Below are 14,675 nucleotides of genomic sequence, written 5' to 3' on the forward strand. Positions count from 1 at the left end.
TCCTTATTCCACGTCGAACTTCACGCCCTGGGCGAGCGGAAGCGAGGCGCCGTAGTTGATGGTGTTGGTGGCGCGGCGCATGTAGCCCTTCCACGCATCCGAACCGGATTCGCGGCCGCCGCCGGTTTCCTTCTCGCCGCCGAAGGCGCCGCCGATTTCCGCACCGGACGGACCGATATTGACGTTGGCAATGCCGCAATCGGAACCGCGGGCGGAAACGAAGGCCTCGGCTTCACGCATGTTGTTGGTGAAGATCGAGGAGGAGAGACCCTGCGGAACGGCGTTGTTCAGCTCCAGCGCGTCGTCGAAGTTCGAATACTTCATGACATAGAGGATGGGCGCGAAGGTCTCGTGCTCGACCGGGCCGCACTGGGCGGGCATCTCGACGAGGGCCGGACGGACGTAATAGGCGTTCGGCGCATCGGCTTCGTGAACGCGGTCGCCGCCATGAACGGTACCGCCATTGGCCTTGGCATCGGCCAGCGCCTTCTGCATGCGGTCGAAGGAGCCCTTGTCGATGAGCGGGCCGACGAGCGTGCCGGTTTCCAGCGGGTTGCCGATGGTGACGGAGCCGTAGGCCTTGATCAGGCGCGGCACGAGCTGGTCGTAGACGCTGTCGTGCACGAAAAGACGGCGAAGCGTCGTGCAGCGCTGGCCGGCGGTGCCCATGGCGGCAAAGGCGACGCCGCGCAGCGTCAGGTCGAGGTCCGCCGTCGGGCAGACGATCGCGGCATTGTTGCCGCCGAGTTCGAGGATGGCGCGGGCAAAGCGGGCGGCGAGCTTCGGACCGACGATACGGCCCATGGCGGTGGAGCCGGTGGCCGAAACGAGCGCGACCTTCGGATCGTCGACAAGGACTTCACCCACGTCGCGGCCGCCGATGAGGAGCTGCGAGAGCGCTGCCGGGGCTTGGCCGCCTTCGGCGACGAAGCGCTTCAGCGCCTTGTCGAAGATGGCATGGGCGGCAATGGCCGTCAGCGGGGTCTTTTCAGAGGGCTTCCAGACGCAGGCATTGCCGGCGACGAGCGCCAGCGCCGCATTCCAGGCCCAGACGGCGACGGGGAAGTTGAAGGCCGAGATGATGCCGACGACGCCGAGCGGATGCCAGGTTTCCATCATGCGGTGATCGGCGCGCTCGGTGGCGATGGTGAGGCCGTAGAGCTGGCGGGAGAGACCGACCGCGAAATCGCAGATGTCGATCATTTCCTGCACTTCGCCGAGGCCTTCGGAGGTGATCTTGCCCACTTCGATGGAGACGAGGCGGCCGAGATCGGCCTTGTGCGCGCGCAGTTCTTCCCCGAAGAGGCGGATCAGTTCGCCGCGCTTGGGAGCCGGCACGAGGCGCCAGGCGAGGAAGGCCTGGTGGGATTTGGCGATCACGTCGGATGCGTCGCCCGACGAGATCTGGGCCGCATCGGCAATCTTCTCGCCATTGACCGGCGAGGTCACGGCAAGGGTGCCGCCGGTGTAGCGGTCGGCGGAAACGCCAAGCCGGCCCATGATGGCGGCAACTTCGGGGGCAAGTGCAGTCTTGGTCAGCGTCATGTTGTTCTTTCCAGGTTCAAAGGGTGGAAACGGTTGAAAGGGGTTCAGAGGCGGGCGCCGGCCAGATGCGCCACGGCGGCTCCGGTTTCGTACCAGGCCTCCTTGGCTGTCCGGAAGGACGGCGTCGCGATGTCGGTGCTCGGCAAGGGCATGGCCTCCACGGGCATGCGGCCGAGAATGTGCTCGGCCAGCACCTTGCCGAAGACGGTGCCCGGCGAGATGCCGCGCCCGTTATAGCCGGAGAAGCCGATCGCCTGCCGGCCAAACTGGTGAAGCCGCGGAAGCGCGTTGTCGGTCATGCCGATCTTGCCATACCATTCGGTCTCGAAGGGGATGTCGGCGATCTCGGGGAACAGCTTCTTCAGCGAGCGGCGGGCCCAGTCGCGGTGGATCGACGTGCCCGCGCCGCGCAGCGCGCCAACGCTGCCGAACACGAGGCGGCCGGCCTGATCCATGCGGAAGGAGGAGAGGATCTCCTTGGTATCCCAGGCCCCTTCGCGGCCCGGCAGGATGGTGCGGCGGATATTGTCGCCGAGCGGAACGGTGGCGAAATTGAAATAGGGCAGATGCACCTGCTCGTTCCGGACGGCCGCAAAGGGACCTTCCGAATAGGCATCGGTGGCGACGATCAGCCAGGAGGCGGTCACCGTGCCCTTGTCGGTCTTCACCGTCCAGCCGGAGGCGGTCTCCACCTGCGCCACCACCGGGCTTGACGTGTGGAGGACGGCGCCGGCCCTGATGGCGGCATGGGCAAGCCCGCGGGCATAGGCCAGCGGCTGAAGCGTGCCGGCCCGCATGTCGAGCAGCGCGCCGCGATAGGCCGTGGTGCCGACCCGGCGAGCGGTCTCTTCCTGGGAAAGCAGGCTGACCGGCGCGCCGCGCTTCTGCCACTGGGCGGCCCGCGCCTCGATTTCCTTCAGACCCGCATCGCCGACGGCGCAGTGCAGCGTGCCGTTGCGCTCCAGTTCGCAGGCGATGCCGTGCTTATCGATGAGGTTCATGACCACGCGCGGACCGTTGCCCAGGAGGTCGAGCAGGCGTTCGCCATGGACGGCACCGAGCTCGCCCGGCAGATCGTCGGGCATGACCCACATGCCGGCATTGATGAGGCCGACATTGCGGCCGGCGCCGCCGAAGCCGATTTCCTTCGCTTCGAGCAGCACCACGCGGGTGCCCTCTTCCGCCAGATGCAGCGCGGCGGACAGGCCGGTATAGCCCCCGCCGACGATGACGACATCCGCCGTCACGTCGCCCTGAAGCGGGCGAGTCTCGGGGGCGGGAGGCGCGGTCTTTTCCCAAAGGCCGTGGGATCGTGGGTCATTCAGCATGGGTATCACCTGTGTTTGAACCGTGCGGGCGCGAAGGCCTGCCGCACCGGAAATGGCCTCGAGAAGCGCTTCTGCCGGATGCCGGGGACGGAAGCCGCCGAAGCGCTCCGTCTGGCAACGGCAGGAAAAGCCGCTGGCGAGAACCGCTTTCGGCTCTGCTCTATCAAGAATTGGCTTCCAGCTCATCCGGAAAAGCGTTTCCGAGAGGCTTTTGTGCTCTTTTTCGTGGCCGAACATGCCGGCCATGCCGCAGCAGCCGGTGGCGGGCGTCTGAAGCGTCAGGCCGAAGGCCGAGAACACCCGGTCCCAGAGCTTCGGTGTCAGCGGACGGGCGGCGCGCTCGGTGCAGTGGGTGAGAAGCGTGAGGTTGCCGCCCGCAGCCGCCGGCAGCGGCTTCAGGTGGCCGGCATCGAGCTCGGCGGCGAGGAACTGCTCGAGCGACAGGACCGGAACCGCGGACTTGCGCCCCGCAGCCTTGGCGTAATCCTCGGCAAACATCAGGCCCGTCGCGGCATCGATGGCAAGGATCGGCGCACCCGCCTTCGACAGTGCCTCGATTTCGGCGAGGCGGGCTTCCGCGATCCGCCGGAAGGGGGCGGCAAAGCCGAGAACCTGGAGCGCCTTTCCGTTCCTGCGCGCCGCCTGGCGCGTCACCCGGTAGCCGAGTGCGGCCAGCAGCGCTTCCGCAGCCTCGAGGGCCGCGCCGTCGAAGCTCGCATTGAAGAGATCCTCCAGAAGCACCACCGGGCGGCCACCGGCCGGACCGGCGGGACCCGAAGGGCGGCGGGCGGCATGATAGGCCGGCAGATCGACGAGGCCGAAGGCCCGTTCGGCAAGGGCGGCAACGAATTTCGAGCGGCTGACGAGGCGGGCAAGGACCGGCACGCGGCGCGCGGCGATGAGGCCGGCTTCCAGGAGCCCGAGCGCGCGGTGCCGGGCCGGGCGCCTGCGCCGCTCGTAATAGGAGGCGAAGAAATCCGCCCGCATGGCGGGAATGTCGACCTTGACGGGACAGAGGCTCGCGCAGGCCTTGCAGGAAAGGCAGGTATCGAGGGCGGCCTTCACCTCGTCCTCGAAGGCGGCGAAGGCCGGGGTATCGGCTTCGCCCACGCTTTTTTGCCGGGCCCATTCGCGCAGCAGCGCCGCCCTGCCCTTCGGCGACTGGTTGCGGTCACGCGTGGCCTTGTAGGACGGGCACATGAGATCGAAGGCATCCCAGCCATGGCAGGCGCCATTGCCGTTGCAGGCGACCGCCTTGCCGTAGCGTTCGGCATGGGTGGCATCGAGCTGGCGATCGAAGGCGCCCCGGAAGGGCACGCCATCGATGCGGTCCACCGCGCCGCCCTCGAAGGGCACCGCAAGCTTGCCCGGATTGAAGAGATTGTGCGGATCGAAGGCGGCCTTGATCTTCGAAAGCACGGGGTAGAGATGCGGCCCGAAGAAGAGCGGCGAATATTCGCCGCGCACGCCGCGCCCGTGTTCGCCCCAGAGAAGGCCCCCATAGCGTCTGGTCAGGTCGGCCACCGCATCGCTCAGCGGACGGATCAGCGCCGCGTGATCGGGATTGCGCATGTCGAGAACCGGCCGCACATGCAGGCAGCCCACATCCGCATGGCCGAACATGCCGTAATCCAAACCATGAGCATCGAGAAGCGCGCGGAACTCGCGCACATAGGCGGGCAGGCTTTCCGGCGGTACCGCCGTATCCTCGATGAAGGGAATGCCGCCGAGACGGCCAAGCAGGCCGACCGCCTTCTTGCGGAGATCCCAGACGGTGGCGACGAGCGCCTGGTCGCGGACCGTGATCTGATCGAGGATTTCGGACTCTGCGGGAACGGCAAGGGCCGCCATGCGCTCCAGCGCGGCCTCGACCTCTTCCGCCGTGTCGCCGACGAATTCCACCACATTGAGGCCGGCCACGGGGCGCGCCGTCGCGCCGCCCAGGACCTTTTCCAGGCTTGCCCAGACGACATCCTCCTGCGCCAGCCTCAGGACCTTGTCGTCCATGATCTCGATGGCGGCGGGATCGGCGTCAACGAGACGGGCGACATCGTCGAGCGCGGCATTGAACGAGCCGTAGCGCACCACCGCCAGAGCGCGGAAGGCGGGTCGGGGAATGACGCGCAGCGTTGCCGCACGGGTGAAGGCAAGCGTGCCTTCCGATCCGGCCAGCAGCTTCTGCAGGCGGAAAAGCCCGTCCGCGCCCTTCACGTCGAGAAGATTGTAGCCGGTGAGGCCGCGGTTCATCTTGGGGAACACCGCCTCGATTTCGGCCCGGTGGCGATCGACCGCCGCAAGCACCGCGCCTGCCGCCACGGCAAGGCGTCCGCCCTGCGCCGCCAGACGCTGGAGGCCGGCTGCATCTTCCGTGCGCACGAGACCGGTCGAGCCGTCGGCCAGCACCACGTCCAGCGCCTCCAGATAGTCGGAGGTGCGGCCATAGATGCGCGAGCCCTTGCCGGAGGCATCGGTGGCAATCATGCCGCCGATGGTCGCGCGGGACGCGGTGGAGACGGTCGGCGGGAAGAACAGTCCGTGGGGCTTCAGGAAGGCATTCAGCTGGTCGAGCACGACGCCGGGCTCGACGGTGACGGTGCCGGCCGCCTTGTCGAAGGACAGGATGCGGTTCATGTGCCGCGAGCAGTCGACGATGACGCCCGAGGTGAGCGACTGGCCGTTGGTGCCGGTGCCGCCGCCGCGCGCGGTGACCGGAACGGAATGAAGGGCAGCGGCCCTGACGGCCCGCTCCACATCCGCCCCGTCGCGCGGGAAAAGGACCGCGGCGGGCTTGCGCTGATAGATGGAATTGTCGGTCGCATGGACGGTGCGGCTTGCCTCGTCCGTCGCGATGTCACCGGTGAATCCGGACGCGCGAACGGCGTCGAGGAACGGCTTCAGCCGTTCCCCGTCCAACCGGTCGATGAGGACATGCGCGCCCACCGGGACGAACTCAGGCGATGGACTTCAGCTGCGGGGCGGTGAAGCCCAGCGCCTGAAGCGACGCGGCAAGCGAATTGTTCTGGGTGGCCGCATAGAGCGCCAGCTCGTCCTCCACCTTGCCGCCGAGTGCGGTTTCGAAGGCCGCCCGGTTTGCGCGGGCCGCATAGTTCACCTGCTGGTCCGTGCCGAGGTTCGACTGGAAGATGCCCGCGGCGCTGACCGGCAGGAAGTCTTCGTAGACGATCGGATCGAAGCGGAGGTAGCCGGCCTTGAGCAGCTCCTCGACGGACGCCTGCAGCTTCACGCCGTCGGCCACGGCCCTGCGGCCGGCTTCGGTCACCGTGTAGCGGAAGAAGGCAAGGCCTTCCCGGCGCAGCGTATCGGCATCGTCGGGGAATTCGGCGAAGCGGGCGGAAAGCTCGCTCATGTAGTCGCCGGCGCCGGCACCTGCGGCACCCACCTGTACCTCGCCGCGCACGGTGTTGAGCAGCTTGTCATAGAGCGCGCGGCCCTTCGGCGTCAGTGCCACGCCGCGCTGTTCGATCTCGCCGAAACGGGCGGTGTGGGTGCCGGCGGTGGCGGCATCGCCGATGAACTGCACCGGCTCTTCCAGCGCCTTGAACGAGGTCTGGCGGAGCAGGATGTCGACCTTGCGGCGCGGCGGGCCCTCGATGACGGCCTTCGGCGTGATGCCGCGCTTCGGCATGCCGGCCTGCACCGCGTCGATGTCGAGCGTGCGCGGCGTCAGGTGGTTGATGTGCGGGCCCTTGAAGCTGACGACGTCGGCGATCAGGCGATGGGCATCGTGCAGGCGCTTGTAGGTTTCGGCGGAAACGGTGGCTTCCGAATGCCAGCGGAAGGTTTCCAGCGCCTCGGCGACGAAGGTCCTGGCTTCCTCTTCCGTGAGCCCGCCCTTTTCCTCGTAGAGGGCGATCAGCTTCAGCGCGCCTTCGGTGAAGATCTTGCGGCGGGAGAGGATCTCCTCGGCCTCGGCGCGCAGCGCCTTGTCCTCGATCAGCTCCAGGCGGAGCAGCGAGGTGAAGACGCGGAAGGGATTGATGTTCAGGGCAGCCTCGTCCACCGGGCGGAAGCAGGTGGAATGAACCGGCACGCCCGCCATCGACAGATCGTAGTAGCCGACCGCTTCCATGCCCATTACCGCGAAGAGGCGGCGCATGTTGAAGAGCTCCTCCGGCGTGCCGAGACGGATCGCGCCATGGCGCTCCACATTGATGCGGTCGAGTTCGCCGAGCGCCGCAAGCCGGGCCTTGAGCTCCGGATTGGCTTGCAGAACCTCTGCATTCACGTCCGCGACCAGCTCGATCAGGGTGCCGTATTGCGGCACTTCCGTGCGGTACATGGCCGACATCGCCTCGGTGAAGAGCGAGCGGATGGTGTCGGGGGAAACGAATGCCTGCTGGGACTGCGCCATGTCTTGAACCTTCGGTACGGATGGCCACGGGCCATCATTCCAAAATTATCTTCTGTCATGACTTTACAACCCGCGTTTCCTCCGGAATATCGGCATTTATTCAAGAGTTCATTCGCTCACGGAATGATGTCCATGGTCGCACCGCGCCGATTCCTGCCGTCCACGTCTCTCCTCGCAGCCTTCGAGGCCGCCGCCCGCACGGGCAGCATCACAACGGCGGCAAAGGAGCTGGACCTGACCCAGAGCGCCGTCAGCCGCCAGATCAAGGCGCTGGAGGAACAGCTCGGCGTGACGCTTTTCGTGCGCGAGAAGCAGACGATCCGCCTGACGCTTGCCGGCGACAGCTATGCCCGCGAGATCCGCGAGGCGCTCCGGCGCATTTCGTCCGCCTCGCTGAACCTCAAGGCAAACCCGCTCGGCGGCACGCTGAACCTCGCCATCCTGCCGACCTTCGGCACGCGCTGGCTGGCGCCGCGGCTCGGGCGCTTCCTCCGCCTCCATCCCGGCATCACCATCAACCTCGTCACCCGTCTCTCGCCCTTCGATTTCCGTCTCGACCTCATCGATGCGGCGATCCATTTCGGGCTCGGCCACTGGCCGGGGGCGGATCTGACCTTTCTGATGAAGGAGGAGACGGTGCCCGCCTGCAGCCCCGACTTCCTCTCGCGGCAGCCGATAACGGGGCCGGAAGACCTGCTCGACGCGCCGCTCCTGCATCTGGCGACGCGCCCGGATGCCTGGGAGAAATGGTTTGCCTCGCAGGGCATCAAGGCGGAGGGGGTGCACGGCATGCTCTTCGACCAGTTCGCCACCGCCGCACAGGCGGCCACCGCCGGTCTCGGCGTCGGGCTCCTGCCGCGCTTCCTCATCCGGGAGGAACTGGAGCGCGGCGACCTCGTGACCGTCGGGCCCGCGATGGAAAGCGCCGAACGCTATTTCCTGGCCGTGCCCTTCGAGCGGGCCGCCTATCCGCCGCTCGTCGCCTTCCGGAACTGGATTACCGAGGAAGCCCGTGCTAGCGCAGAGCAGGCGGACAGCCCCCTTGCGAAGGGCGCGCACTTGTCCGCATAGTGCAGCGGTTCCCGTGCGGGGAACCCGAGTGACATTCGAGAGGCCATCCATGAAACCGATATTCGTCCAGCTCCAGTGCGCCCCGGGCAAGACCTACGAGGTCGCCGACGCCATCTACAAGACGGAGCTGGTCTCGGAGCTTTACTCCACCAGCGGCGATTACGACCTGCTCCTGAAGATCTATGTCCGGGACGAGAAGGACATCGGCAAATTCATCAACGAAAACATCGCCTGCATTCCCGGCATCGTGCGCTCGCTGACGACGCTCACCTTCACCGCCTTCTGACGACAGGCCGGGCACTGCTGGAAGTGACCGGCTAAAATATTGTATTACATTTTTTCTATGTTTTAATTTATGAATGTTACTGGTTTTTCGAAGAATGGTTCGGACAGGACCTTCTTCCGGCCAGATCCTTGGCAGCGTGCCGTTATGAAAACGGCTGGCAGTCGTTTCCCAAGGACGGAAGAATGCGCCTATCCCGCAAATTGCCGATCGCAGCCGCCGCACTGACCGTTTTCGCCGTCGGCATTTCCACCACCATAGCCCTCACCATCGCCAGCCGGCAGGTGCACCAGCAGACCATGGAGACGCTGAATGCCTATGCCGAGGACCGCAGGAACGATCTCCAGCAGCTCCTGGGCTCGATCGACAAGGACATCGTCCTGACGGCGGCTAATCCCGAGATGATCGACGCGCTGAAGCAGTTCGATGCGGAGGCGGCGAAGATCGGCGCGGGCGGGCTGGACCAGATCCGCGACGCCTATGTGAAGAACAACCCCAACCCCGCCGGCCAGCACGATCTTCTCGATAGCGCCGGCAAGACCGGCTACGACGCGCTGCACCAGACGCTTCATCCCTTCATCCGCAAGCACCTGCGCACCTATGGCTATTACGACATGTTCCTGTTCAACGGGACGGGCGATGCGGTCTACACGGTGTTCAAGGAAGCGGATTTCGGCACCAACTTCGTCAACGGCCCCTATGCGCAATCGGGGCTCGGCGAAATCTACCGGCAGGCCATGGCGGCGAAGGAGGACGGCGCGATCTTCTATTCGGATTTCACGCCCTATGCGCCGTCCAACGGGGATGCCGCCGCCTTCCTTGCCACGCCCATCCGCGATGGCGGCAAGACCATCGGGGTGCTGGCGATCCAGATGCCGATGAACAAGTTCCTGGAGACGCTCTCCAACAATACCGGTCTTGGGGAGACGGGCGAGACGATCCTCATCAACCGCGACAGCACGCTGACCATCGATTCCGTGCGCACGCCCGAGAACGATACGCTGAAGGTGAAGGTCGACAGCCCGCTGATTGCGGAGGTGCTGGCGGGAAGGCCGCAAATCGGCACGCTGTCCGGCTATCGTGGCATGGAAAGCCTCGTCGCCCTGGAGCCGGTGCAATATCATGGCACCACATGGGCCATCGGCGCGCTGATCGGCAGCGAGGAGGCAGACGGCCCGCTGGTCCTGATGCGCAACATGGCGTGCCTGGCCGCACTGGGCCTTCTTGCCGCCGTGCTGCTCGCCAGCACGCTGTTTTCCCGGCAGCTGACACGGCCCATCGTGCTGCTCGTCGACGCGATGAAGCGCCTTGCGGGCGGCGATACCGGAATCGTTCTGGTGGGCGAGGCCCGCAGCGACGAGATCGGCGACATGGTGCGCTCGGTCGCGGTCTTCCGCGATGCCGCCATCGAGAAGCGGCGCATGGAGCAGGAGGCCGAGCAGCTGCGCCAGGAGGCCGAGCGCGAGCGCCAGCAGCGCGAGGCGGAGAAGGCGCTCGAGGCAGAGCAGCTCAAGGATGCGGTCGACGGTCTGGGCGAGGCGCTCGGCCACCTCGCCCGCGGCAACCTGCAGTTCCGCATCGAGCGCACCTTCGTGCCCGGTCTCGATGCGCTCCGGCAGAACTACAACGAGGCCGTCGGCCAGCTCGATTCCGCTCTCGGCATGGTGGGGCAGAGCGTGTCCGTCATCCATTCCGGAACCGGCGAAATCAGCCATGCCGCGAGCGACCTTTCGAACCGTACCGAACAGCAGGCTGCTTCCGTGGAGGAAACCGCCGCCGCGCTCGAGGAGATCACCACGACCGTGGCCGACAGCCGGAAGCGGGCCGAGGAAGTGGGTGCGCTGGTTCAGCGCGCAAAGGATCGCGGCGAGCGGTCGAGCGCGCTGGCAGAGCGCACGACGGCGGCGATGGTCTCGATCGAGCAGTCCTCCCGCGAGATCAACAACATCATCTCCGTCATCGACGAGATCGCCTTCCAGACCAATCTGCTGGCGCTGAATGCCGGGGTGGAGGCGGCCCGCGCCGGGGATGCCGGCAAGGGCTTTGCCGTCGTTGCGATGGAAGTGCGGGAACTTGCGCAGCGCTCCGCCCGCGCGGCACGGGAGATCAAGGATCTGATCACCGTTTCGGGTACGCAGGTGAAGGACGGGGTGACCCTGGTTTCCGAGGTCGGCCAGGCGCTCGGCGAGATCGTGACCGAGGTCCTTGAGATCAACAAGCACGTGGCCGCCATCGTCGAGGCCTCCCGCGAGCAGGCCACGGGGCTGCGCGAGATCAACACCGCGGTCAACGTCATCGACCGCAACACGCAGCAGAATGCCGCGATGGTGGAGCAGACGACGGCATCCAGCCACACGCTTGCCCACGAGGCCACGTCGCTTGCCGGCCTTCTGGAGAATTTCAGGCTCAGCGGCCGGCAGCTCGCCTCGGCCCGGAAGGCCGCCTGAAACGGAAAGGCCCCGCCGGCGTGGCGGGGCCCTTCGGTCGGGGGATTGTCCGTGGCCGCCCGGAGCGGCCTTCGGCATCAGCCGAAATAGGTGGGTTTGCGGCTGTCGAGCAGCTCGCGAATCGCCGCCTTCACATCGCTTGCGGAATCGAAGTGGCGTTCATCGAGATCATGGACGTGAAACTTGACGGCGATAAATTTCATGCGGTCCGCGTCGGGAACGAGAATTCCAACCGGCACCCCTGCATATTCAACGACCTGTCTTTGCATTTTCAGTCTCCTGTGCGCCAAAGCGAGACCGGATTTCGGGCCGCCCTTCCGGGCCGGCCGCATTTTCCGGCTCCCAAACGCCATGCCTGAAAGGAAGGTTCCTCTCTTTGAGGAAGATCCAGAAACTTCATCGAAATTTCCGATTCCCGTTCCTTGCCGGCATCGACAGCCGCGCTCTTAAGGAGCTTTCTTTTCGACATGATGACAGAAAGGCGGCAAGATCGTGAAAACCGGTTTTGCCGCAAAACGAAAGCCCCGGCGACAGGGCACCGGGGCTCCGGACGATGGCCGTTTCGTCAGGCTCACCAGCCGTCGCTCAACACCCGGTCGAGCATGTCGACGAAGAAGTCCGCGGCCTCCACCGTGAGGCAGAGCGGCGGCTTGATCTTCAAGACGTTCAGGTGATCGCCCGTCGGCTGCATGAGGATGCCGAAATCCAGCAACCGGTCGCAGATGGCGGCGGTTTCCTGCGTTGCCGGCGCAAGCGTATTGCGGTCGCGGACGAATTCGAGCCCGAGATAGAGGCCCATGCCGTGAACGGCGCCCGCCAGCGCATGGCGCTGGCACAGGCTTTCCAGCCGCGCCTTGAGGTGATCGCCGACGATGCGGGCGTTCTCCTGCAGGCCTTCGTCCTCCATGATGTCGAGAACCGTCATGCCGATCGCGCAGCTGACCGGACTGCCGCCGGCGGAGGAGAAGAAGTAGCCCTCCCGCTCCAGCGCATCGGCCACCTCGCGGCGGGTGATGACGGCTCCCAGCGGATGGCCGTTGCCCATGCCCTTGGCAACCGTGATGATGTCGGGGACGACACCCTGCTGCTCGAAGCCCCAGAAACTGTGGCCGAGGCGGCCGTAGCCTACCTGAACCTCGTCGGCGATGCAGAGCCCGCCGCGTTGCCGGATCATGGCGTAGACCTCGGCGAGATAGCCGTTCGGCAGGGCGATGCCGCCGGCATTGCCATAGACGGTTTCGCAGATGAAGCCGGCAAGCTTTTCGCCCTTCACGTCAAGCAGCTCCAGCGCCTGGCGGACATGGGCGGCATAGGCGGGGGCGCTGTCGGGGCCGCGATAGGGCCCGCGATAGGTGTTGGGCGAGACGACGGGATGCACCCAGGCGGGACGCGTCGTCAGGGCCGCGGGATTGTCGGCGATGGAGGTGGAGACCGCATCGCTCGCCACCGTCCAGCCGTGATAGGCCTCGAGGAGGCTGACGATGTTCTTCGCTCCGCTCCAGGCCCAGGCGAGGCGCAGCGCAAGATCAACCGCCTCCGAACCGGAATTGACCAGCAGCACCGTGTCCAGGCCTTCCGGCGCAAGGCTGGCCAGCCGCTCGGAGAAATCCGCAATGCCCGCATAGTGGAAGCGTGAATTGGTGTTGAGCAGCGACCACTGATGTCCGGCCGCTTCCGCAAGGCGCGGATGGCCATGGCCGGCGATCGCGACGTTGTTCAGCATGTCCACATAGGCGCGGCCGCGGGTATCGAACATGAATTCGCGCCAGCCCCGCTCGATCTGCGGCGGGTCGCGGTAGTAGTTCTTCTGCACCTGGGCAAAGCTTGCATGGCGCCGGGCGAGAACGCGGTCGCCCTCGAGCGGAGGCGCATCGCAGTCCAGCCCGAGCAGCAGCGAGGGCGAGGGGCTGAGCCGCTTCCAGGCCGCCGCATGCGACGGAGTGGAAAAGAGCGGCGGGACGAAGCCGCCGCCGACCGAAAGCTGCACCGCCAGGTGGCCGAAGCGCCCCGCCTCGCCCGAGACGGTGCCGATCGGCTCGCCGGCTTCCACCGGCAGGCCGCTTTCATGCGCGGCATCGAGGCCTTCGAGATGAAGCGCAAGGCCCGCCCCGACCAGCACCGTGCGCTGGCCGTCCCGCTCGATGCGGCCCGCGAAGGGCGCGGCGGCCTGAAAACCCGCCGGCAGACAGATGGCGAGATGCAGCGCCACGCTTTCCGGCTCGCGCGGGCTCAGGAGCTCCGTCCGCGTCAGGCGATGCTCGCCATAGCGGGCAATCGCGATGCCGGTCTCCCGGGCCGCCTGCTCGAGGAGCTTGAGCTCCGTTTGCGGCGAGGCCCAGTTGTCGCGCACCAGCCCGCGGCTGGTGACGGTGAAATCGGCAAAGCGCACCGCTTCCGGCTGGATGCCCGGCAGAAGCGGTCCCATCTCCGGCAGCGCGAGTTCCTCGACGGGCAAGCCGAGAGCCTCCAGGATCGCCGTTTCCATGAGGGCATGGGGCGTGCGGGCGGCCAGTTCGAAGATCTCGCGCTCATGGGCGAGATTGTCCTGGACATAGGTATTGTCGGGATCGATCGAGAGCTGCATCTCGCCGCTGGCCGCCAGGATGGCGGCACGCGCCACGATGAGCGGCCAGAGCGCCCGCGCCTCCGCTTCCGTCAGCGGGTGGATCGCGTGGAAGGCCCGGATGCAGGGCAGGATGTAGAAGGGGTCGCCATCGGCATGGTGGAGCAGCGAGGCGCAGGTGACGGCAAGATCCGCCGCCAGCCAGCCATGCACGATGTCGCCGAAGTCGATCACCCCGTCGGCGATCATCCGGCCATGGGCGTCGGGCCGCGCAACGACGTTGTCATCGGTGATGTCGTGGTGGATCGGCTGCACGCGCAGCTCTGGCGCAAGCGGCTGAAGCCGCTTGACGGCCGCCACCATGACCTTGGCGATGCGGTCGCGGCGCGCCTGGTCGGACACGGCCGAGAGAAGCTTGAGGGCCACCGGACCCGCCCGGCGCAGATCCCACTGCACCTCGCGCTCGAGGCCCGGATGGGAGAAATCCGCCAGATGAAGCGCCACGCGTGCGGCAAGCGCACCGAGCCCCTCCACCACGGGACGGGACAGGTGCTTGCGCCGGGTCAGCGGCTCGCCGTCGAGATAACTGAGCAGGCGAACCTGGTAATCGACGCCGCCCACGGCCAGGAACAGGATGTCGTCGCCGTTGCGCGCCCGGCGCGGCAGCGGCACGCGCGGTGCCCCCTGCTTGCCGCTGATATGGAGCATCGCGGCATTCTGTGCCTCGAGCTCGACGGTCGCATAGTCCGAACGGCAGATCTTCAGGACAAAGCGCCCCTCCTCGGAGGAGATGCGGTAATTGCGGTCCTGCTGGCTTCCCAGCTCCACAATTTCGCCACGCAGGCCGTAGAAGGTCTCGAGGATTGCCGCTGCCTCTCCCGCCGTCACGTCTGGCCTAGGCGTTTCAATGCGTTGAAGAAGCGCATCATTCGTCATTTATGTCCCCTGGGGTAATATCGGGCTCACTTTAATCACGCCCAACGAGGTTGGGAAGGCGCGAAACACAGCGATTCCACCTCAATTGCCGGCTTTTCATCCTCCATGATGGAGGCCCGCACCGCCTTAA

8 protein-coding genes and 1 pseudogene are annotated in these 14,675 nt (G+C 66.3%); 3 read left to right on the top strand and 6 right to left on the bottom strand.

Annotated features, from left to right (window positions below; all coding sequences use genetic code 11):
- Positions 1-3: 3 nt before the first annotated feature.
- The 4 genes and pseudogenes from amaB to hglS all read right to left on the bottom strand — a co-directional run bounded on the left by amaB (position 4) and on the right by hglS (position 7,245).
- A complete protein-coding gene (gene amaB / locus GGR23_RS17705) occupies positions 4-1,545 on the bottom strand; it encodes an L-piperidine-6-carboxylate dehydrogenase (protein ID WP_183367655.1) in 1,542 nt (513 codons plus the stop codon).
- A gap of 44 nt (positions 1,546-1,589) precedes the next feature.
- Positions 1,590-2,873, bottom strand: a complete 1,284-nt coding sequence (locus GGR23_RS23270) for an NAD(P)/FAD-dependent oxidoreductase (RefSeq protein ID WP_246365825.1) — start codon at positions 2,871-2,873, stop codon at positions 1,590-1,592.
- A 1,011-nt stretch (positions 2,874-3,884) separates the two neighbouring features.
- Positions 3,885-5,813 (bottom strand): annotated as a pseudogene (locus GGR23_RS23275) (FAD-binding and (Fe-S)-binding domain-containing protein); the annotation flags it as partial.
- A gap of 10 nt (positions 5,814-5,823) precedes the next feature.
- Positions 5,824-7,245: a 2-oxoadipate dioxygenase/decarboxylase HglS gene (gene hglS / locus GGR23_RS17715; RefSeq protein WP_183367657.1), complete on the bottom strand. Its 1,422-nt coding sequence runs from the start codon at positions 7,243-7,245 to the stop codon at positions 5,824-5,826.
- A 126-nt stretch (positions 7,246-7,371) separates the two neighbouring features.
- On the opposite strand from hglS, the gene GGR23_RS17720 reads away from it, so the two are divergent.
- The 3 genes from GGR23_RS17720 (at position 7,372) to GGR23_RS23280 (ending at position 11,046) form a co-directional block, all read left to right on the top strand.
- Complete coding sequence (locus GGR23_RS17720) at positions 7,372-8,316, top strand: LysR family transcriptional regulator (protein ID WP_183367658.1); 945 nt, start codon at positions 7,372-7,374, stop codon at positions 8,314-8,316.
- 49 nt (positions 8,317-8,365) lie between these two features.
- Positions 8,366-8,602 carry an Lrp/AsnC ligand binding domain-containing protein gene (locus GGR23_RS17725; protein WP_183367659.1) on the top strand — a complete coding sequence of 79 codons (237 nt, stop codon included), beginning with the start codon at positions 8,366-8,368 and terminating at the stop codon, positions 8,600-8,602.
- 182 nt (positions 8,603-8,784) lie between these two features.
- Positions 8,785-11,046 (top strand): methyl-accepting chemotaxis protein, encoded by a 2,262-nt coding sequence (locus GGR23_RS23280; RefSeq protein WP_246365783.1) that lies wholly within the window; start codon positions 8,785-8,787, stop codon positions 11,044-11,046.
- A 77-nt stretch (positions 11,047-11,123) separates the two neighbouring features.
- Here the strand turns inward: GGR23_RS23280 and GGR23_RS17735 are convergent, their stop codons facing one another.
- Together GGR23_RS17735 and GGR23_RS17740 are read right to left on the bottom strand one after the other, a co-directional pair.
- Complete coding sequence (locus tag GGR23_RS17735; RefSeq protein WP_183367660.1) at positions 11,124-11,315, bottom strand: hypothetical protein; 192 nt, start codon at positions 11,313-11,315, stop codon at positions 11,124-11,126.
- A 302-nt stretch (positions 11,316-11,617) separates the two neighbouring features.
- Positions 11,618-14,545, bottom strand: coding sequence for an aminotransferase (locus tag GGR23_RS17740; RefSeq protein ID WP_183367661.1), 2,928 nt, complete (start codon positions 14,543-14,545; stop codon positions 11,618-11,620).
- Positions 14,546-14,675 lie beyond the last annotated feature (130 nt).

The sequence above is a fragment of the Gellertiella hungarica genome, from assembly GCF_014197145.1.
Taxonomy (GTDB): Bacteria; Pseudomonadota; Alphaproteobacteria; order Rhizobiales; family Rhizobiaceae; genus Gellertiella; species Gellertiella hungarica.